The sequence below is a fragment of the Salmonirosea aquatica genome (assembly GCF_009296315.1).
In the GTDB taxonomy this organism is placed as follows: domain Bacteria; phylum Bacteroidota; class Bacteroidia; order Cytophagales; family Spirosomataceae; genus Salmonirosea; species Salmonirosea aquatica.
In genome coordinates, this window is the sequence record NZ_WHLY01000001.1 from 1 (window position 1) to 18,923 (window position 18,923).

An 18,923-nucleotide genomic window follows, 5' to 3' on the forward strand; every position below is an offset into this window, starting at 1 on the left:
GAAGACCGAGACCAGCTCGCTGGCGGCGGGGCCACCGCGTCCGGGGCCTTAAGGATTTGCTCCTTGGTACCCGTCAGCTTACCGCGCACGGTCACCGCACCCGTCACCCGATGGCGTCCACGCTGAATTCGGCGGGCTGGGTCGGGCCGGTGTGGGCCGTGAAGGTGTAGTCCGTAGTAGTTGCGGGTCAGTTCGGTGGTGCCACCGTGGGGAAGGCCGCATCGCCGTAGCCAATGTGCCGGTGAAGACGGCCTCGACGGCGGCCTGCTGCGTGGCGCGGTCGGCGGTGCTGGCCAGCACGCCCCGGCTGTGGACGCGGCCCAGCTCGTCGTATTGGTGTAGGTCCACTGCCCGGCGGCGCGGTGTAGGCCGTTGCGGTAGAGCACCTGCTGGTCGTGGGGTTGTAGACGGTCTCCTCCACCTCGGCGTCGGGCGTCTTGGTCTCCACGGCCCGGCCCCGCGCGTCGTACTCGTACAGAACACCTGGTCTTTGGACCGTGGTGACGGCCTTGAAGTCGTAGGTGCCGGGGGCCAGCCTTCGAGGGCCACCGAGGCGTTGGGCGGGAACATCAGCCGGGGACGGTCGAAGTCGTCGTGGGCGTGGTAGGTCGTCAGCGTCTGGGTGCCGTTATGGACACGGGTGCAGACGGTGCGTCCGTAGATGTCGCGGAACTCCTCGGCGCGGTTATTCTGGGCGTCCTTATATTCAGTTACGAACAGGCGGCTGGCGGCATAGGGCCCACCTGCCATTGACCTGGGCGTAGTCCAGGTGATCTCCACCACGTCGTCGGCGGAAGTGTTGTGGCGGTAGGTGGCCTTGTCGGAGCCGATCTTGTTCTGATTGCCGGCCACAGGCTGCCAGGCCCCCCCTACCGAACCCTGCTGCTCCAGCCGCTGCAAAGGCGACTGCTCAAGCACTGAAATCGAATAGGCGTTACCGTCCCCTTCAAAGCGGCGTAGAAGCTGCCCTGTGCCCCTCAGCGTTGGCCTGGAATGCCCCGCCCGTGCCGCCCACGTAGGGCAGGTAGCTCTTCGTGGCGCGGCCCAGCCCGTCGTAGGCCACGGGCTGCACGGCGTCCTGCCCCGTGGGGCTGACGCCCGTCTGCACCACCTGCCGCGGCCGTCCGAAGCCGTTGAGGTAGTGACCGTCTGGCTGATCTCGGTGGTGCCGGTCAGCGTCGCCGTCGGGGCCAGGTAGGTGTTCTCGACCACCGCCGCAAAAGGATAAGAGCTAAGGTCAATGTCGGCGTCGGCCACCACCTTCTCCGACTGCCACTGGGGCAGGTCGCAGTCGGTGCATTCGCAGGCCGCATCCTCGACGGTGAGCCTGAACTCGCGGAAACAGGTGGCGCGCGTGGTGCTGGTGACCTTATAGGTGTAGACGCCCGGGCTGGTGGGCCGCACGTAGACCGAATCGGTGGAGCTGCGGGTGGCGGTGCTGTCGGTGGCCGTGGGGCCGCTCACGAAGTGGTTGCGGGCGGCCGTCCAGGTGAAGGTGTCGGTCCAGCCCGCGGGCTTCTCCACGGCCAGCCTCAACGGCGCGTTCTGGTATACCCTTCCGGTATCGGCCAGCACGCCGGGCGCGTCGCCCGCCCGGATGGCGAAGGCGCAGGTGGGGGCCGGGGCCAGGTACTGCCCGGCGATGGGCAGCCGGTCCCAGAGCCGGCCGGGAATCTGCCAGCTCACCGACAGGTGATCGCCCGCAATGCTGTCCTTGACCAGGGCCTCGATGTAATACCGCTTGCCGCACTCCAGGGTGATGGGTGCCGACTTTTGGGTGGCACTCGCAGTATAGTTCCGAGAATTGGTGTAGGTAGACTTATAGGCAATTGTATCCTTGTGGGACGGTGACTCGTCCGTGCTCAGCCAGAGTATGGCGGCGTCGTCCGCCGTGACCCAGAAGGTATAGCTCCCGCCAACGGGCGGCACCACGTAGCCGCTGATGCGCGCGCCGTAGTTGTCGGCCACCCCGGAAGGGGCTTCGAAGGAAGTCAGGACGGCGGTCACGTCCGCCGCCTGCTGGTACTTGGCACTGCCGTCAGGTCCGATACTTTCCCCCGCCTATCCCGTTCCAGCGCTCGTAGGTGATCTGGTTCCAGGCCTGTCCGGGCGGCGTATCGGCGCAAAGCTGCGCCGGGGCGCAGTAGGGATGGGCCACCACGCCAGCCGAGAGCGTCAGCGTGCACCGGGAGGCGGGTTGGTGAGCTTCAGCTGGTAGGTGCCGGGCTGGGACACGGCCAGGCTGCCCGTGGTTGGCGGCGATTCGGGATTCAGGCTGCCCCCACTCCACGAGAAGGCGGCGTTGGCCGGCGACAGGCCCGCCGGCTGGAGGACCAGCGGGTTCAGCGGGTCGCAGCTCAGCATGCCGCCAGCCAGCGTGGCGGTCGGGGGGTGAGGTTCCGGACGACCGTCACCGACCTAGTGGTGGCGCAGCCGTTGGCGGATCGGTGCCGTGACGGTGTAGGTGCCGGGCTGGTCGGCGGCCAGCTGGTAGGATGTGGCGGGTGCCACCACCCCCGGCCCCGTCCAGCTGTACGTAATGTCCTGCGGGGAGCCGAAGGCCTCCAGCGTGACGGAGGTCCTCACGCAGTCAAGCGTATCCAGACCCGAGACGGACAGGGCGGGCGCGCCCGCCCGCTGCACATAGGCCGTGTCGCTGACCACGCAGCCGGTCTTCAGATCGGTGACGTTGAGGATGTAGCGCCCCGGCGTGCTGGCCGTCAGCACGCTTTGCCGTACGGGCACATCGGTGAGGAAGGCCGTGTAATCGGCCCCCGGTTCGACGGAGAACCCGGCAATGCCGGGGGAGGCTGGCTTGAAAAGGACGGCCCGGCTGGCCGAGTCGCGCCTGACACCCGTTTGGGGGGTGTCCACGATAAGCGTGTCCGCCAAGCCTACCGGAGCGGTTTCCGCTGAACTGTCCGGGTAGCCGTCGGGCAGCGTCCAGTTGTAGGAATACTTCGTGCTGTCGTTCCCGGTCACCGTGGCGGACAGAGGCAGGGCGGCGGCCTGGTCGCAGGCGGCCGCCACGTCGTCGATCTGGACGGTGAACGACGGCAGGCCGACGTAGACGTCGTAGTCGTTGGTCGTCAGCGTGGCCCCTTCCTCCAGGGTCACGTCCTCGGCGTACACGTCGCGCGTCAGGGAGGGGTAGGGCCTGCCCGACAGCACCGGGATGAGGACCCGCTGGCAGGCGCTGGGCGTCTTGCCCAGCGACCAGTTCCGGGAGTTGTACCAGTCGCTGCTGACGCTTCCCGTCCAGGTGTTGGCCTGTTGGGCGCGGGCGGACAGTGCGGACAGCAGCAGTAAGAAGGCGAGGTAGTAAAGTTTTCTCATTGGGGAACCCGGTCGATAAGTTTGTCCTCACCCGAGAGCAGGTGCACTTTTCCCGAACTGGCCGTATTCTTGAACTGTACCTGCTGGCGGAAGGTGTTGCCGCCGATGCTGCCGTCGTCCCCGTTCCCTGTCTTCCAGATCACCGCGGGTTTCATGAACGTAGTGTAGTTGGAGCCGAACCGGGGGACCCTGATCGTCACGGGTCCCTCGAAGAGGCAGTTGTCCTTCAGAAGTAGCCGCATCCTGGGTGGGCCGAAACCAGCGTCCGGCTCGGCCAGGTGTCATGGAACCTGCTGTGGGAGAATACCAGGTCCCCGCTTTCGAAGCCGGAAATGTCCACGGCATCCAGGAGTTCGGTTGGCCCGTAGCTGCCGATGTGGATTTGGTTGGAGTCCGGGCCGGCCTCCAGACGGACCGGCCCTTCGAAGGTACTGCCGTTCAGTAACCCGATTTTGAAGTAGCCGCCCCGTAGGCTGCCGGGTGTCAGCCACTGCCCGTTGCCATTCATCACGATGCGGACGCTGTCCTTGTAAGTGTCACGAAACTTGGTGCCGAACCCCCAGTCGTAGCCCGCAGAGTTGATCAGCTCGACCGGCTTGTGGAAGGTGTTTCCGCCCGCGCTGTCAGACCCGGCGGCATAACCGTCACGGTTGAGGATGACCCTGCCGTTGTAGACAGTGGCGGCGGAAGCGACGTTATCCGCTTTGATATGGAGGCTCCCGTTGACGGTGCAATTGGCCAGGCTTATGCGCGTTCCCTCCACGGCTGTGGCCGGGTGGGTGGCGGCGGCCAATTCCGTATGGGGGTGTTGATGATGCTGTTGATGAAGCTTATGCTCCCCTTTGACAGCCCCGCGCCACTGAGTCTGACCGTGGAAAGGGTGTCGATCAGGGAGCCGCTGGAAGACGCGGATAGAAATCCCTGATATTCGGAGGTATAGTTGCTGCCAAAAGCAACACTGCCTTCTGACTGGTCGACGTTGATGTCTTTGCTGAAGCGTATCAGGCTTGATTTCGCGTCTCCAGAAGGATTGTTTGTGAAATCACCCCACGCAGCGACTTCAAATCTCCCCCCCTGATTGTTCAGAGAGACCGGTCCCTCGAAATTCACGAAAGACTTGGGATAAAACTCGGTCCTGGGGTAAGGAAGACGTTGACACTGTCCTTGAAAATCGAAGTGCCCCCCCGCTGTGAAAAGTAAACCCTGGTCTGGTTTGGGCCGGGATTGCTCAGGATGAAATCGACCTTCTTTTCGAAAAGGGTGGTGGAGGCGAAGGTGCCGATGTTCAGGTCACCCACTCCGTCCACAATGAACTTGACATTCCCCTTGAAGGTGTCGTTTGCATTGTATGAAATGTACACCCCCGAATTCCTCGGCCACCAGTTGTATTGATTAGCCTTGGATGTGACATGCATAACCACATCCCCGCCATAGGTGATCCCGAACAGCCTCCCGTATTCCAGGTCGATGTTTATTGGCCCCTGGATGTACGTGCCGTAAAGCGGGTTGATCCCCGTCACCTTGAGCTTCCCGTTGTCTGAGACAATCGTGCCCCAGAGGGTGTCCATCTCGTCGGCCTCAAGGGTGTGGCTTCCGATCGTTATCTGGTAAGTCTGTAATCTAAAATAGCGCACTTTAACTGAACTGCTCAGCACGGGGTAACGGCCGTCACTGGCTGCCTGTATTATCCGGACAAAACTCGTATCCACCGGCACGGCGTGGGTACTCCAGTTGTCAGGTTCATTCCACTCGGTGCTCACCGTGCCGGTCCAGTCCACGTACTGGGCGACTGCTGTTGGTGGTAGCAGCAGGCACGCCGCCGCCAGCATCAAAACAATGGATAGTTTCTTCATTCTGTATTTCAGTTGTTGATAATTACCTTCCCGTTGGTCACGTGTACGGACACTTTCGGTCCGCCTTTGCCAATCACCACGCTGTTGGTGGTCTCGCGGATGTTGACCGTTCCGTCGCCCCAGCCGTTGTCCCCCACCGTGGCCTTGCCCAGGGCTACCTTGCTCAGGATGGGGGCTTCCCCACCCGCCGGGTTGGTCTCCGTGATCCATATCTCCAGGCTGCCCGCGAAGTTCTTGGCCAGTTCGAGTGTCACATCGCCGTTGCTCGTTTCGATGTCCACCGTCTGGCTCTCGTCCTTCCTGTCGGCGAACCTGGCCAGTTGCACGGCTACGTTCCCCCGGTTGCGCAGGGAGAGTGGGGCGGCCAACCCACGGATGGCGATCGAGGCCGTCTCGGCCCGGATGGTGAGCGGCTGGCCGATGTCGGTGACCGAAAGCGAGCCCTTGCCCAGCTGAACCTTGCCCCGTAGGGCGCGGAGGTTATTTCAATCTCCCCCGCCGGCAATTCGATATCCAGCGGCTTAGGACTTTTCTTGTAATAGTTTGCTCCAATAAGTAATGAAATCTTCCCCTGGGGGCATGGGTGGCGATCAGGCCCGTGACATCCGTCAGCCGGATGCTGCCCTGGCGGGCGATGAGCATCCCCCGGGCCTCTACGCCCGTGGCGGTGATGTCCCCTGCTCGCTGACCAGCTCGACCTCACCCTTGAGGTCGTTGAGCGCCAACGCACCGCTCTGCATGTGGCCCGAGAGGTAGGCGTTCACCCCGCTGATCGTCACGTCGCCCTTTTGGGTGCGCAGGCTCACCAGCGAGCGGTCCGGAATGTCGATGCCCAGTTTTTCGTGCCGCTTGCTGGCCCTGGCCTCGGTCTTGGTGGTGAACACCTTGGTTTCCCTTCCACTGCTGGATTGTCTGACCAGCCTGTCGTTGGCCGGGTTCTGGGCCTTGTTGGTGGTGGCTTTGGAGGTGGCCGGCACCCCATTCAGCGTGAGCTCGCCATCCGTGTTGAGGAGGATCTCGATGTTTTCGGGAGCACCCGCCGGCTCGGCCTTCTGGGCCAGAGTGGGGGAAAAGGGTGCCGAAGTAAGGGCCAGTACGACCAGGTAGAGGTAGCGCATGAAGAAGGGGTGTGGGTGTGAAACGGTTTAGGTATGAATGGTGCTACTTTGACAAAAAGTGGATACAAATTATGAATTTAAATCAACATCTCTATATCACTCCGCTGTAAATGTAAGCCTATTATTAATAAACCAAAATAAATTTGAAACTTTTTTTCAGTTTGTTCGTTATGGCAATTCACGCATCAAAAACTGAAATTTGCAGAATTTTATATTAAAATATTAGAAAAAGCGCTTCCAAAACACTGTCTGGCTGGCTTTACTACCACACGGTAATACATGCGATCTAACAGGTTACTTAATTAGGAAAATCATATCCTAATTCGATTCCAATGGTAGGCTCGAAGCAATCCTTCACAAGGCGGGAGCGGGGGCAGTTGCTGTACTTGGCATCATCACCCTGGTGGTTCTTTAACCTCTACACGGCTCTGGTCACTGGGAAGCGTTGGGCACGGTAACCGGTTGGAAGAGCATAAACGCGGATCAGGGCATCCCTTCGTTTAGGTTCAGCCCGGCGAATAAAAATATGTGGCCAACAAGTACGATATGGTGCCCCATGGGCACCAAGAAAAAGGGAGCTACTGCGAAGAGATATTTCTAGACAGACGAGATTCATAACCGGACTATTTCAGTGGCATTCGAGAAGCAGGCATGGATTTCCTTCTGTCCACTTCGCTGCTTCTTCAGACCATTGGCACGACGGCTTTCTTACGTATCGAATATTCTTTAAGTTGCCCCAGGACGGCATCTGTTCCATGATCCCCCTTGCTGGGCTGTTGGTAAATGGCAAGAGGCGTTGCCCGTTCTTCGGCGGCCAGGGTTGTCTATGCCGTTTGGGTGCCTCCTGGTGTATCATCTTATTACGGTGCTAGCCTGTTGCCTGGCTTCTGGAACTCCCATATTCGACTTGATTCGTCTTTATTAGATGCGGCCGAAACCGAACTTCTGCTTTCAGTATGCAAAACTGTACTGAAGGGATGGAAGAGGGCCGCTTCCGGCCTATCCGAAAGGTATGATCGATAGGACGTCAAAAAGTCAGGTTCAGAAAGGCATCCTTTCATTTTTTGCTGATCCCACTTGTTGGACCCGGTTTCCAAGGGAGTTTTCGAAGGAACCCCTATCCACAGCCTTGGTTCAGAAAGGTATGGCTTATTGGACCTTTGGAAAAGGGCTAATTGATATAGGCTGGGGAATACCGCTAACATTTCAGGGGTTTTAGATAGCGGAGATTATTTGCACTAAACTTCATACGGAGAACTGAACTTTCATCTTGCACAAATGTGTCTGCGAAGCACGGAACCCCGCTATCTTAAACCCCTTGTTAAAGGTGGTTTCTCATTCTCTCATTGTTTATCAATTGTGCAGACTCTGAGAATCTATATTTGGTATACGCAAATCCAATTTCCCTTGCGATGTCCTGAATAGTAGAAAAATAATTGAGCCATGTGTTCAGACTTCCGTCCCCAATCTCTCTGACGATATCGTATTTGTCATTATATCTAATTACTCCAAATTCTTCTATTACGTCAAGGTCAGCTATATAGAAATTTGAAATATTCTCTATACACCATTCTAAGTATGGGGCATCGAATGAATAAACTATTCCTACTTCATAACCTTTATACATGCCAAAATTCAGTTTCGAATTTTTGAAATAGGCAACCTTGGAAGTCGAAACTTTATTATCCAGATGAGTTGTACTTGAAAATGGAAGCCATTGTATGGTTCGGTAGATTTTGTCATCCATTTCAGTTTCTTTCGGCTCAACCAAATCTATTGTTGTAATTACACTATATTCTTGATTATCATTACGCAACAGGGCCCAACAATCCTGAGTCAAAGCTTTTCCCGATTTTACTATTTCAATCCTTTTCATCGAATGGTATTAATCATCTCTAAGGAACAGGGCTTTGTGCAGGTGTGCCATTCATTGAACGTCAAGCCCGTAACAAAAGCCGATTGAAAAACTGGTGATGAAAATAAGAACAAAAGTCAAATTACTAACGTCCAGCCCGGAACCGAAGCTAAATAGTGAACTGCTGCCGATGCTGCCAAAGTCCAGCCACACTTGCACAAAACCCCATGTTAGCAGCCGCCTTTCTCTATCACACCTTAATCACTGTCATTTTGTTGTTAGCTGTTTCAATGAGCAAATTGTCAAGCTGCCGTGGCGTAAGAAGAATTTGATACTGTTCAAAGATTTTCTGCCGAAGATAAAAGCACTTATAAACAAAGTTTGAGTATTGCTTGTCAACTGCTTCTTTGTCGGCTAATGCTTTAAAATGTTTTGGAAGCCTTTTTACAAACTGCCTCATTGCTGTTACAGCACGGCTATCATAAATAAAAAACAGGTCTGGAAGATGAAAATGTAAATACTTTGAGCTGAATGAACGTTTGTCAAGTTCTGTAATTTCAAATAATCGTTTTGTCAAGTAGAAATGTGTATTAATAATGTCGGGCAAAGTGTCAGCCGAAAGCTGTTTATTTTTTAAGTCTGCTAAGATTGTGTCAAGCCGTGAGTTTTTGAACATTGGAACAACTGTGTAAATATAAAAATTATCATTGATGCCGCTCTTGTTTTTTCGTCGTTCTATGGCAGCGGCGTAGGCTCTGCCAATGAGTAAGGTCTTCGCTAATATTTTTTCGGCTGTGTCATGCTTAAAGTAGTTTGTGCACAAGTCATATAAAACCTGATTGACTAAGTCCCACGGCTTTTTTGCTAAGCAATTTTCGATCTTTTCTATCGTTAGGGTTGTGTCCATATAAGGTGGCTGCTAACTTGTAAATATGCGAAAGTTTTGTCGTACTTTTGTATCTATTTGTACTATTCTGATGTTTTATTGATCAGTGAATAAATATATTAAGTTTGTACTTTGCAAGAATGAGAGCAAAATACAAACCTAGCGACTACGAAGCTTTCCGGAAGCGCTGCGTAGAGATGAAAGAAGCTGGCTGGCGTCAGAAGGACATTTCGGCCGCGCTTGGGCTGACCGAAGGCTGGGTCAGCCAGACTTTAAAGAAGTACCGAGACTCAGGCGCGCAGGGGCTTTTGGCTCGGAAGGCCACCGGTGCCCCGCCTCGAATGACTAGCGATCAATTGGAGAAGCTGGTGGAGGAACTCAAACGGGGAGCACAACACCATGGGTTCAGCGGAGAGATATGGACCCGACAGCGAGTGAACGCGTTGATTGAAAGGTTGTTCGGTGTAAGCTATGACCCGACCCAAGTGGGCCGTATCCTGAAAAAGCTGGGATGGAGCCTGCAAAAACCAGCCAAGAAAGCCCGCCAGCAGAGTACTCAGAAAGTAAATCAGTGGCGGGAAGAGGTACTTCCAGGACTAAAAAAAAGCTGAGGATGAGAACAGGGTTATCCTATACATTGATGAAGCAGCCTGTTATCTGTTGCCTTTCCTGAGCCGTACTTGGGCACCCCGAGGGCAGACACCGATCATCGAAGAGAAAGCGGGAAGGGAACATCTAAGTCTGATCGCTGGCTTGGCTCCCAATGGCCGTTTATACCTCAGTGGGCAGCACAAAGCCTTCGATAGCGACGGGGTAATTGGTTTTCTAGAGTATCTGTGCCGCAGGTACCGCAAGAAGGATCTGATAGTGGTATGGGATGGAGCTACGATTCATCGCAGCCAGGCCATTAAAGACTTTTTGAAAAGGAAGCCAGGGAGGATACACTTGGTTGCCTTACCGGGCTACAGTCCAGAATTGAACCCTGTAGAACTCCTATGGAACCAATTGAAAAAGGAGCTGAAAAATCAGGCGTTTCTGAATTTAAAAGACTTGGTAGAGGCCGCAGTAAGCAAAGTTGAGGAAATCAGGAATGATGTAGAACTACTCAATTCTTTCTTTCATAAAAAAGAGGTGGCATTCTTTACAAATTAATTCATCTATCAATATTAAATTTTAGATGTTGTGTATTTTGAATACCTAATTGTTAAATTGGTAAAAGTCTAGGTCTTTTGCAATCCTGAAAACTACTACACCCATCACCTGGGTCCGTGTCCCAACAGAACTACTACGTCGAAATGTCAGTGGGGACACAGACCTTTACCTTTGAGTATTGCGATTATTCCAAGATCACAGATTTATTGGCATTGATTATATCTGAGGGTAATTCCATTCCCCTTCTAGCTTTTTAAATTACCAAAAGAGCCTGTCAGGATAAGTGAACAAGGACACAGACGAAGCATCGAGGCTTACCCGTGGATATAGACTTGTCCTGATTTTTCTGAGCAAGCATCAAATAGAAATTTGGTGGAAAGCACCGTTATCAAGGTTTTAATGAAACTCAGCAAACCGGCTCAATCTCTAATCCATTCCCCTTTCCATCATGTACAAATTCGTCATCGGGATCGACATATCCAAGCTCACGCTGGACGCGGCGCTGATCGTCGGTGGTCAGCCGCAGTCGGCCACCCACCACCACCTGGGCAACACCGTCGAGCAGATCGCACAGCTCTTCTCCGAGTTGGGCAAAGGCCCCGGCTTCTCACTCGATGAGTGCCTGGTCTGCGTCGAGGCCACCGGCCTTTACGCCCATCCCCTGCTGACCTTCGCCGCGCAGCACGGCGTGAACCTCTGGCTCGAGTCGGCGGTTCGAATCAAGAAGTCCATCGGCCTGCAACGCGGTAAAAACGACAAGGCCGATGCACTGCGAATCGCAGTCTACGCGGCCAAGAACCAGGAAAACGCCCGCCTGTGGAAACCCGCCAGCGCCACGCTCACGGCGGTCAAAAACCTGGCCAGCCTTCGCGATAGGCTAATCAAGAGCAAAAACCAACTCACCGTTCCCGTCGAGGAGTTCAGCCAGATGGGCGACACGCGCACGGCGGCCATGCTGGGCAAGGCCATGAAATCCACGATTCGCTCCCTGGAAGCTGACATCGCCGCCATAGACAAGCAGATAAAAGCCATGATCGACGCCGATGAAAACCTCAAAGAACTCTTCGCGTTGGCCACCTCGGTGGTGGGTATCGGTACGCAGACCGCCCTGGCTCTCATGATCTACACCGACGGCTTCACGCTATTCGACGACGCTAGAAAACTGGCTTGCTATGCCGGGGTTGCTCCCTTCGTCTATGCCTCGGGCACCAGCGTCAAGGGCAGAACCCGCGTCTCGAAGATGGCCAACATGGACCTGAAAACCGCCCTGCACATGGCCTCGCTGACGGCCGTCAAGCTCGACGTACAGCTCAAGGCCTACTACCAGCGAAAAGTTGCCGACGGCAAGAGCAAGATGTCGGTTCTCAACGCCGTCAAGGCTAAACTTCTCCACCGAGTCTTGTCAGTGGTCAGACGAAAACAGAAATATGAAAATTCCGCTAATTTCTCTTTGGTTTTGTCATAGAAATCCACGGAATAGAGACTTAGGCCATGGAATGGGGCTAGGATCAATTATTTCTTTTTAATGGGAATATCTCTTATTTTTTTTATTTCCTGAATTGTAAAAGCTGTTTTTCTTGAGTGAATCATTGCATGACAATTAGGGCATACAGGGATCAAATCCTTAATTGGATCAACATTATATTCATTCCCAATTGATGATATTTGATTAACATGATGAACATGAATAAACCCTTTTCCTACCTCACCAAAATATCTTTCAAAGTTGAAATGACAGACTGCACAGGAATAACCGTAATGTGATAAACATCTCCTACGAGCTTCGGGATTTCTTTCATAACGGGTTTGTGTTACTTCAATAGATTTACCTTCCCGAAAAGTGTCTATTTTATTACCTGCTTCTTCATTGAAGAGAAAGCTAGTCTTTGCATAATTATTTTTTATGATAAAATCAAACCATATGGATTCCAAAGAGTTAACTAATTCCTTATTAACTGAAATACCCCCTTGCTGTGGAAGCCATGTTTGAATATTATTAGGATCAATACTTTCTAACGACTCTATATTTAAAAGAGGATTTTCTTCCGGGTTTATTAAAGTATCAAATTCAACATCAATGTAATTGGCAGTTTTTCCTTCTTCACCGTTCCAATGAGGGGCCACGTAATAGGACGTCTTAGCATAACCACTACCCATAATGCCTTTAGGTTCTACACCCAGACGTATCAGAAAAATTCTATCCCCTTTTCTTATGCTCTTTGAGTTTCCACAACTCCATCTTCCTTCGAAGGTTCCGACGTTTTCGTGATAATAAATATTCTCTTTTAGATCAACCCAATCCCAATTATTCGGATTCCAAGAACAGAGAAATGTATTCGAGTTGTTCCTATTTTCAGCGTGGGATTGGCTAGGAGAATCCAAGTAATGTTTTATGGATTTCAATAAGTTATTCAAAGTCTTATCCGACTCTCTGTTGACCCAGGCAGGTGCTTCTTTATGTGAATCTAAAGAATTTGCAGGAATAAAATTTATGTTATTATTGAGGATAGATGTTTTACCTGTCACCAAACCTATTTCACAATCAGGCTCATCTGACAATGCTTTTATATAAAATTTATTTGCTTTAACAGGATGCCCCTCGTCTTTGAATTTTTTGGTAAGCCGGGGATGAACAAAAACCAATTCTGTCTCCTTTCTATTTTGATGATGTGGCTTTTGCTCTCTTTCAAATTGGAAACCGGCTTCTTCCAATTTTAAATGAAGTGAATCATAGATAGCTCTTCTATTTACCATTTTTTAAGATTGCTTGAACGTACTTCAATTACTTTCTAAAATCTCGAGAACGTAGTAAACTGTGTCATTGCCTGCGACCCAATATGGTTTGTCTAGCCCTAAAATATGGGGACAACTTAATTAGAACAGGCCTTTTGAGATTTTAACCTTTAGATTTTGCTATATGCTATCCTAACCGTCAACGGTGCATATTATTGGTTGCTGCCCCTTACATTCTTGTATCGGGCCTGTGTCATCACAGGCTAATGAGTAGCATGGACAGAAAATAGGTGTAATCGCTGACCGTTTCGAAATGGGGCTTAGCATGGCTGTTTTACTACATTTCTCGTTGAAAGTAAGATCTTAGCCTCTTTTTACTCCTGTCTCGAAGTCCTTTACAGCATTATACGCTTCCTCTAATTCTGCCCGATATAAAGCTTCATCGCCATAATGTGCCCCAAGGTTCAGGACTCGTCCCCGAATTTCGTTTAACTTGTTTGCAGACTCAACTAATTTTTCAGCTGCCTCTTTGTCGTTTTTGTAGTGCTCGATTAGGTAGTTGAATACATCGTTCTTATAGGAATTAGCTTGCCCTATTTCTCTGTGTCTTTCATCGTCCGCACCAGATTCTGCTGTTAGGGCTAGTGATTTGAGATTTTCTAATCGTTCTTCTGAAACAAAATCATTCAATAAAACCCTTTTGAATCTTTCTATCAATTGCTGGTGAACTTCTCTTTTAACGCTACCCAAAGTAATGACCAATTCTTTGAAAACAGTAAATCGCGTCAACTCCATCAAAGTAGGGTCAAAGAAGATCCTTAACAATTCCTCTGTTTTTTTGCGTAGGTAGAGTGCGCAAGCTTCAAAATCATTGGCATCTAAAAATTCTCGTGCCTTCTTCAGCGAATCTTTTGTTTCCAGGGACAGGGGATTTACAAAACGGCCTTCGCCATCAAACAAATGAGCTTGTTCGTACAGTTCAAACCATTTCCAACTCCCCGCATCAGCTGCCAAGCTATTGCGTAGAATATTGTAGAATCCCTTGTCATGCGTCAGAATGATTAGCTGATAGTTTTGGAAATCCTCGTTCTCCCGTAGGTATTTGATCACTTTCATCCGGTTGGACATATCAAGGCTGATAAGCAGATCGTCCAGTACTAGAATCCGCAGGTCATCGCGGCCTGGAATTCCTTTGAATTTCTGTCCGACCATGGCCAGACGAATTGACAGGGCCAGGGCTGTTAATCTTGCTTCATTTAAAAACGACTGCGGCTTGGGGACTCGGGAAGTCAGTGTCTTGTCACATTCAAGGGTGAGGTTGATGATCGATTCTTTCCAGGCATAAGGGTCTTCATCGCTAATCTCTAATATTCTAATAGGTTCCAAAACAGGCTTATAGAGTTCGCTTGCATCTAAAAATATGCCCAATAAGGGTTCAATGTCAGGTAACAGTCGGCGGAACTCGTCAGCAAATCGCCGATTGAAATTTTCTATTTTTTCGAGCAATGCGCTGTAATCATTGCCCCTCCGCCCAGTGCGTCGTATAAGCCCCCGCCTGTCCTTCAGAGCTTCGAGTTCTTTGCGAATGCTTTTCAATTCATCTTCAAAAGTAGGAGCGCTGGCACTCGTGGCGTCAATTTGCCAGTACATTAGGATTTCCTTTTCAAAAATAGGCCATACATTGGCATCTTCGGAGTTACGGAAATGAAAGAAATTTGATAATAATCGATAGTTCATGAAATCAGAGGCCAAATTAGCCAACCGAATCTTAGAATCATTAGGATCATCGGGCCTATATCCTAAATTATGTTCTCTATTGGGATTTAGTTCATAAAGACTATTGAAAGCATCGTCAAGCTCAACCTGAATAAATGGTGGAAATTCTGTTTCAGAAATATATCGGTTTAATAAGTTTTCATCGTGGGTAGAATCGAAATACTTCTCCCAATATTTGCCGATAATGCTGCTTTGCATAAAGGTATGTAGAGCAGCATAAATGCTTGATTTACCAGATCCATTATTTCCATAAATAAGTATATTCTTTGACTCAAAGTCTAATACTTGTTCTGGACCGAAAGCTTTAAAATTTTGTATAAATAATCTTTTGATTTTCATAGGAATAGAGGGAGCCTAACACTTACTTTTTACCCACGGCGCTAAGAATTTTCCGCACTGGCTCTACTGTATGCGCCTGAGCGATGACCCGGTTGCGTAGTTCGGACTTAGGGTTATTGACCATGTCAATCCATACCTGCCATTCCTCCTGGGTGTCGTTATTGGTGCTTTGTTGATATTCCGTTACTTTTCCTGCCCATTCTATCACTTCGCAGCCTTCTGTCTGTACCTCCACCGGAAAATACAATTCGAATACCATAGCGTCCAGCAGTTGTTCGGTAAGGGTGATGTCGATGCCGTGACGTTTGGCGGCGATGACAGCACTTACGTAGCGCTCGATAATAGGCCGTTGCCAGTCGTTGGCCTCCGCTATGGGAATGCGGCCCAGGTTTTTGAACAGCAATTGATGCCCGTTTTGAATTCTGATACAGTAGTTGCTGATCAGGAACCAGCCTATTTTTGAATTCAGGATGCCCAGTAGTACTTTATCCGCTTTGGGAATGACCCACATGGAATCATTGCAGTATAAGCCTGTTTCATCCAGAATGAAGCAAGGTGTTACCTGAAATTTTTGATACATGATTTTGGGTTCATCGAATACTTTGTAATAGTCACAAGCTCGCAACTCCCACCAATAGTCTCCCTGATCGTACCGCTTAGTTGCCCTTTTTTTGTAGGGGAGCAAATGCTCGTATATACGCGGATAAGTTTCAGCCAGCCATTTTTCGGGGGGCATTTTCTTGCGTTCACGATTAGTGACGCCCTTTTCAAACCTAATCAAATATCGATCAGGGATAGGAGTGTCGTAACGCTTTATATCACGCCCCATGAGCATTAGTTTGATTATTTCATGGGTCGGGTCATCCGCGAGTAGAGATAAGCCAATGCTTGGTTCAGGCGAAAAAGCCTCAGTCAAACCTGATTTTATGCCATAATATGCATCCCTGACATACTGTTTCAAGGGAACCCCTACCGCATTCATCTGACCAAGCAGCCGAAGCGTATCGGCATCGACTATTTTCCAAATGTCGTCGTCAGCCAGCGAATCGGTGGGTACGTCAAAAAGGTTTTCGTTGAAGTAAGCGCTCAATCCCTTGGGAAAATCGAGCGTGTCAACTTCCAATGCCCCCAACGATTTGGTGGCTGGTCGCTCCTGCACCGACAGGATGCAAGAGTAGGTAGTAGCCTCCGAAAACACGGGCAAATCGCCGAAGTTGATGAGGGCGTCGATGCGTTTGGTTTTTAGAAAACGGCGCAGGTTTTCGCCGTAGTTGGTGCGCAGCCAGTGGTTGGGCAGGATGTAGGTGAGCGTACCGCCAGGTTTGAGCAGCCGGATGCCTAGCCTTACGAAATACACGTAGAGATCGGCCATACCCGAATAGATGTCGGGATACTGTGCTTTCAACCACGGCTTGATGTCGCCTAACGATTCCTGCCGCACGTAGGGCGGATTTGCCAGCACGATGTCAAAGTAACCAAACTCGTCGGCCTTTCCGATGCGCTTGGCGATACCAGTGAGGTTGAACATCCAGTCGGCGCGGAAAAACGCCGCGTGTTGGTTCTGATCGAAGGGATCCCACCTCACCAGCCGCTCGGCGATTTCGTGATCCCAGCCGACCGCTTCGTACAGCGCGACCAATTCGTGCCTGAGTTCAAAATCCAGGGCGCGGTACTTTTGCTTCGTGGCCGGCGTGCGCGCATTGAAGTACCGAGCCCGCACGTTTTTCAACTCGCTTTGCTTTTGCTCGATTCGATCCACAAGCGCCACATTCTGAATCGACAATTGACTACCAGCCGTTTCAATCATATACAGCGAGTCAGCGGCCACAAATTTCAATTCCAGGTTGGGCAACGGCCGAATTCCAAGGTTGGGTTGGGCGTGCGTTACGCGCTGATCCACGATCAGCGAAATGAAACAGCGCAGTTTGGTAATCTGCACGGCGATAGGTTGGATGTCGAGGCCATACAGGCAGTTCTCGATCAGGTAAAGCTTGCGGCCATAGTCGAGTTCATTGTTGGCAAAGGCGCGTTCGATGTCCTCAATCAACGGTTCGTGTAGCGTGGCGTCGGTCAGTTCGCGCACTTTTTCGATCTGCTTTTGCTTCCAGCGTTCGTTGTGCGGGTCGAGTTTCCGCAACAGGAACACCATTTTGTGCAATATGCCCAGGGAAAAAGCCCCGGAGCCACAGGCCGGGTCCAGAATTTTGCAGGCATCGAGCGCACCGATGAGCGTTGATACCTCACGGTCGTGAAATTGATGGTGGTCGCTGGTATAGGCAAACAAATCGCGTAGCCGGGGGCGAATATTCTGAGCTTCTGGATGCTCTTTTGCCAGAGCGTTATCTAGGTGGGCGGTCAGACTTTCGTCCACCATGTAATCCACGATTTCGCGGGGCGTGTAGAATGAGCCGGTGAGCTTGCGGGCCGTGGATTGCGTCTCCGGCACGTAAGAAGCCAGCAGATTTTCAAACACCTTTCCGAGTAGTTCAGGATCGAGGGCTATTTCCTCTTCGATGGGTGTGTTTTCGTCAATCGTAAACTTGTACTTGTGCAGCAAGTCGATGAGCGGCCGGACTTTGTAGCGTTTGCCCTTAGTGCCGTACACCTCGTTGAGGTCAACTTCGATTTCTTCATCTTTGCCTTCGGGATGGAAAAACAAGTGGTCGGGTACCTTCAACCGTTCCTCATGGTCGATGCGGTTAGAGAAGCAATCGACCCGAATCTTCACATTGGGGTCGTCCGTATCATTGTCGAGATTTTCAAAAAGTCCCCCGTTCAGGAAAGGAATGTTTTCAAACAAGTCCAGCGCCTGACTTTCGTCTTTGAAAAATCTTTTGTAGCGGTAGTAGGTTTGAATGCCGTTTTGCCGCTTCACAAAAGTCCGGGAGCCGGACTTGTCTTTCTCCATTTCGGTATTAAGCGTAGCAAAAAACAGGTTTTGCAGAATCGCTTTGTAGTAGGTGCTGCCTGTTTTGTCGGAAAAGTTGAGAACCTTGCGCAAACGGGTATAATCAAACAGTTCATCCGGGATGAGCGGTTCGCCCGCGACCGTTTTCTCTTTGAGGAACCAAACAAAAATGAGTCTCGTCAGAAGCCGAATTACATTCTGCGCGTTGCGAACCTCGCGCTTCGACCCGTCATCGTCAGGGTACTCTACTTCCTGAATGGCCCAGAAGTACCAATTGGCCAGTTCGCGGTAAAAGCGTTTATTTAATTCGGAACTATCGAGCGTTTTCTGCCAGGCATTGTGTAGCTCCACGAAGTTTTTTACCCCATAGTCCGCCTTGATCTTTGGCAGACTCAAATCGTAAAGTACCTCGATGTGAGCGCGATGAGGGTGAGAAATGCGAATATCTTTGATTATAGTGACTTTTTCAAGTACGTCGCTGTCGGCGTCCCGCTTGTTCAGCCTCCTTTTGATGACAGACAAGGAAAGCGTGTCGCCACAGCGAAAAAGCACCATTACGGGCATGGGAAAGGCCCGGTTCAATTCTCGGGTAATGTCGGCTAGTTTGGTTCGGGAATACGTTTGCTCGGATTTTAATTCAATGGCAAAAAATAGGTAGGCTTCTATGATGGTGTCGTTCAGGCGTCCTGCGTCGAACAGTCCCATCTGGCGATTCATTTCGGCTTCGGTCAACTGAAAAAGCAGATGCACTTCCATCCAGTCGGCTACTTGCGCCCTGTCCAGGTTCATGCGTTCTCCCACGCCGAAAGCATCATTCAGTTCCGCAAACGTCGGTCGTAAAAGCGGACTTCGACGTTCAGTATTGTACCCCAGTACCTGAAATAGATTGATAGCGTTTTCGAACAGATTACCATCCCCAAAGTGCTTGATAGCATTTTGGAGGTTCTTTTTCATATCGCCAACCGAA

17 protein-coding genes are annotated in these 18,923 nt (G+C 51.1%); 4 read left to right on the top strand and 13 right to left on the bottom strand.

Annotated elements, in window-relative coordinates; all coding sequences use genetic code 11:
• Window positions 1-78: 78 nt before the first annotated feature.
• From GBK04_RS31545 to GBK04_RS00025, 5 genes are all read right to left on the bottom strand, one after another.
• Window positions 79-2,007, bottom strand: coding sequence for a PA14 domain-containing protein (locus tag GBK04_RS31545; RefSeq protein ID WP_152755729.1), 1,929 nt, complete (start codon window positions 2,005-2,007; stop codon window positions 79-81).
• Window positions 2,008-2,038: 31 nt separating this feature from the next.
• Window positions 2,039-2,290, bottom strand: coding sequence for a hypothetical protein (locus GBK04_RS00010; RefSeq protein WP_152755731.1), 252 nt, complete (start codon window positions 2,288-2,290; stop codon window positions 2,039-2,041).
• A gap of 128 nt (window positions 2,291-2,418) precedes the next feature.
• Window positions 2,419-3,336, bottom strand: a complete 918-nt coding sequence (locus GBK04_RS00015) for a hypothetical protein (RefSeq protein WP_152755733.1) — start codon at window positions 3,334-3,336, stop codon at window positions 2,419-2,421.
• Entirely contained in the window at window positions 3,333-3,578 is a 246-nt protein-coding gene (locus tag GBK04_RS00020) for a hypothetical protein (RefSeq protein WP_152755735.1), read from the bottom strand. The genes GBK04_RS00015 and GBK04_RS00020 overlap by 4 nt, the downstream gene beginning before the upstream one ends.
• Complete coding sequence (locus GBK04_RS00025; RefSeq protein WP_152755737.1) at window positions 3,563-3,844, bottom strand: hypothetical protein; 282 nt, start codon at window positions 3,842-3,844, stop codon at window positions 3,563-3,565. Before GBK04_RS00025 ends, GBK04_RS00020 begins: the two co-directional genes overlap by 16 nt.
• Before the next feature lie 201 nt (window positions 3,845-4,045).
• Here GBK04_RS00025 and GBK04_RS00030 point away from each other — a divergent pair, with 201 nt between their 5' ends.
• A complete protein-coding gene (locus GBK04_RS00030; protein WP_152755739.1) occupies window positions 4,046-4,261 on the top strand; it encodes a hypothetical protein in 216 nt (71 codons plus the stop codon).
• A gap of 181 nt (window positions 4,262-4,442) precedes the next feature.
• Here the strand turns inward: GBK04_RS00030 and GBK04_RS00035 are convergent, their stop codons facing one another.
• From GBK04_RS00035 to GBK04_RS00055, 5 genes are all read right to left on the bottom strand, one after another.
• Window positions 4,443-5,189 (bottom strand): hypothetical protein, encoded by a 747-nt coding sequence (locus tag GBK04_RS00035; RefSeq protein ID WP_152755741.1) that lies wholly within the window; start codon window positions 5,187-5,189, stop codon window positions 4,443-4,445.
• An 8-nt stretch (window positions 5,190-5,197) separates the two neighbouring features.
• Window positions 5,198-5,557 (bottom strand): hypothetical protein, encoded by a 360-nt coding sequence (locus GBK04_RS00040; protein WP_152755743.1) that lies wholly within the window; start codon window positions 5,555-5,557, stop codon window positions 5,198-5,200.
• A gap of 285 nt (window positions 5,558-5,842) precedes the next feature.
• Window positions 5,843-6,307, bottom strand: a complete 465-nt coding sequence (locus GBK04_RS00045) for a hypothetical protein (protein ID WP_152755745.1) — start codon at window positions 6,305-6,307, stop codon at window positions 5,843-5,845.
• Between the two features lie 1,321 nt (window positions 6,308-7,628).
• Window positions 7,629-8,183 (bottom strand): hypothetical protein, encoded by a 555-nt coding sequence (locus tag GBK04_RS00050; protein WP_152755747.1) that lies wholly within the window; start codon window positions 8,181-8,183, stop codon window positions 7,629-7,631.
• Between the two features lie 229 nt (window positions 8,184-8,412).
• Window positions 8,413-9,069: a hypothetical protein gene (locus tag GBK04_RS00055; RefSeq protein ID WP_152755749.1), complete on the bottom strand. Its 657-nt coding sequence runs from the start codon at window positions 9,067-9,069 to the stop codon at window positions 8,413-8,415.
• Between the two features lie 119 nt (window positions 9,070-9,188).
• On the opposite strand from GBK04_RS00055, the gene GBK04_RS30075 reads away from it, so the two are divergent.
• From GBK04_RS30075 to GBK04_RS00065, 3 genes are all read left to right on the top strand, one after another.
• Window positions 9,189-9,659 (top strand): winged helix-turn-helix domain-containing protein, encoded by a 471-nt coding sequence (locus tag GBK04_RS30075; protein ID WP_373330554.1) that lies wholly within the window; start codon window positions 9,189-9,191, stop codon window positions 9,657-9,659.
• Between the two features lie 49 nt (window positions 9,660-9,708).
• Window positions 9,709-10,200: an IS630 family transposase gene (locus GBK04_RS30080; protein ID WP_373330555.1), complete on the top strand. Its 492-nt coding sequence runs from the start codon at window positions 9,709-9,711 to the stop codon at window positions 10,198-10,200.
• A 448-nt stretch (window positions 10,201-10,648) separates the two neighbouring features.
• Entirely contained in the window at window positions 10,649-11,665 is a 1,017-nt protein-coding gene (locus GBK04_RS00065; RefSeq protein ID WP_152755751.1) for an IS110 family RNA-guided transposase, read from the top strand.
• A 47-nt stretch (window positions 11,666-11,712) separates the two neighbouring features.
• Here the strand turns inward: GBK04_RS00065 and GBK04_RS00070 are convergent, their stop codons facing one another.
• The 3 genes from GBK04_RS00070 to GBK04_RS00080 form a co-directional block, all read right to left on the bottom strand.
• Complete coding sequence (locus GBK04_RS00070; RefSeq protein ID WP_152755754.1) at window positions 11,713-12,954, bottom strand: HNH endonuclease; 1,242 nt, start codon at window positions 12,952-12,954, stop codon at window positions 11,713-11,715.
• A 342-nt stretch (window positions 12,955-13,296) separates the two neighbouring features.
• Complete coding sequence (locus tag GBK04_RS00075; RefSeq protein WP_152755756.1) at window positions 13,297-15,048, bottom strand: AAA family ATPase; 1,752 nt, start codon at window positions 15,046-15,048, stop codon at window positions 13,297-13,299.
• A gap of 22 nt (window positions 15,049-15,070) precedes the next feature.
• Window positions 15,071-18,910 carry an Eco57I restriction-modification methylase domain-containing protein gene (locus GBK04_RS00080; RefSeq protein ID WP_373330556.1) on the bottom strand — a complete coding sequence of 1,280 codons (3,840 nt, stop codon included), beginning with the start codon at window positions 18,908-18,910 and terminating at the stop codon, window positions 15,071-15,073.
• Window positions 18,911-18,923 lie beyond the last annotated feature (13 nt).

Coding starts and splice junctions, on each gene's coding strand:
- GBK04_RS00055 (WP_152755749.1), bottom strand. CDS start 9,069: ATGGACACAACCCTAACGATAGAAAAGATCGAAAATTGCTTAGCAAAA.
- GBK04_RS00080 (WP_373330556.1), bottom strand. CDS start 18,910: ATGAAAAAGAACCTCCAAAATGCTATCAAGCACTTTGGGGATGGTAAT.
- GBK04_RS00025 (WP_152755737.1), bottom strand. CDS start 3,844: ATGAATGGCAACGGGCAGTGGCTGACACCCGGCAGCCTACGGGGCGGC.
- GBK04_RS00075 (WP_152755756.1), bottom strand. CDS start 15,048: ATGAAAATCAAAAGATTATTTATACAAAATTTTAAAGCTTTCGGTCCA.
- GBK04_RS00015 (WP_152755733.1), bottom strand. CDS start 3,336: ATGAGAAAACTTTACTACCTCGCCTTCTTACTGCTGCTGTCCGCACTG.
- GBK04_RS00070 (WP_152755754.1), bottom strand. CDS start 12,954: ATGGTAAATAGAAGAGCTATCTATGATTCACTTCATTTAAAATTGGAA.
- GBK04_RS00045 (WP_152755745.1), bottom strand. CDS start 6,307: ATGCGCTACCTCTACCTGGTCGTACTGGCCCTTACTTCGGCACCCTTT.
- GBK04_RS00050 (WP_152755747.1), bottom strand. CDS start 8,183: ATGAAAAGGATTGAAATAGTAAAATCGGGAAAAGCTTTGACTCAGGAT.
- GBK04_RS00035 (WP_152755741.1), bottom strand. CDS start 5,189: ATGAAGAAACTATCCATTGTTTTGATGCTGGCGGCGGCGTGCCTGCTG.
- GBK04_RS30075 (WP_373330554.1), top strand. CDS start 9,189: ATGAGAGCAAAATACAAACCTAGCGACTACGAAGCTTTCCGGAAGCGC.
- GBK04_RS00020 (WP_152755735.1), bottom strand. CDS start 3,578: ATGCGGCTACTTCTGAAGGACAACTGCCTCTTCGAGGGACCCGTGACG.
- GBK04_RS00030 (WP_152755739.1), top strand. CDS start 4,046: ATGGAGGCTCCCGTTGACGGTGCAATTGGCCAGGCTTATGCGCGTTCC.
- GBK04_RS00065 (WP_152755751.1), top strand. CDS start 10,649: ATGTACAAATTCGTCATCGGGATCGACATATCCAAGCTCACGCTGGAC.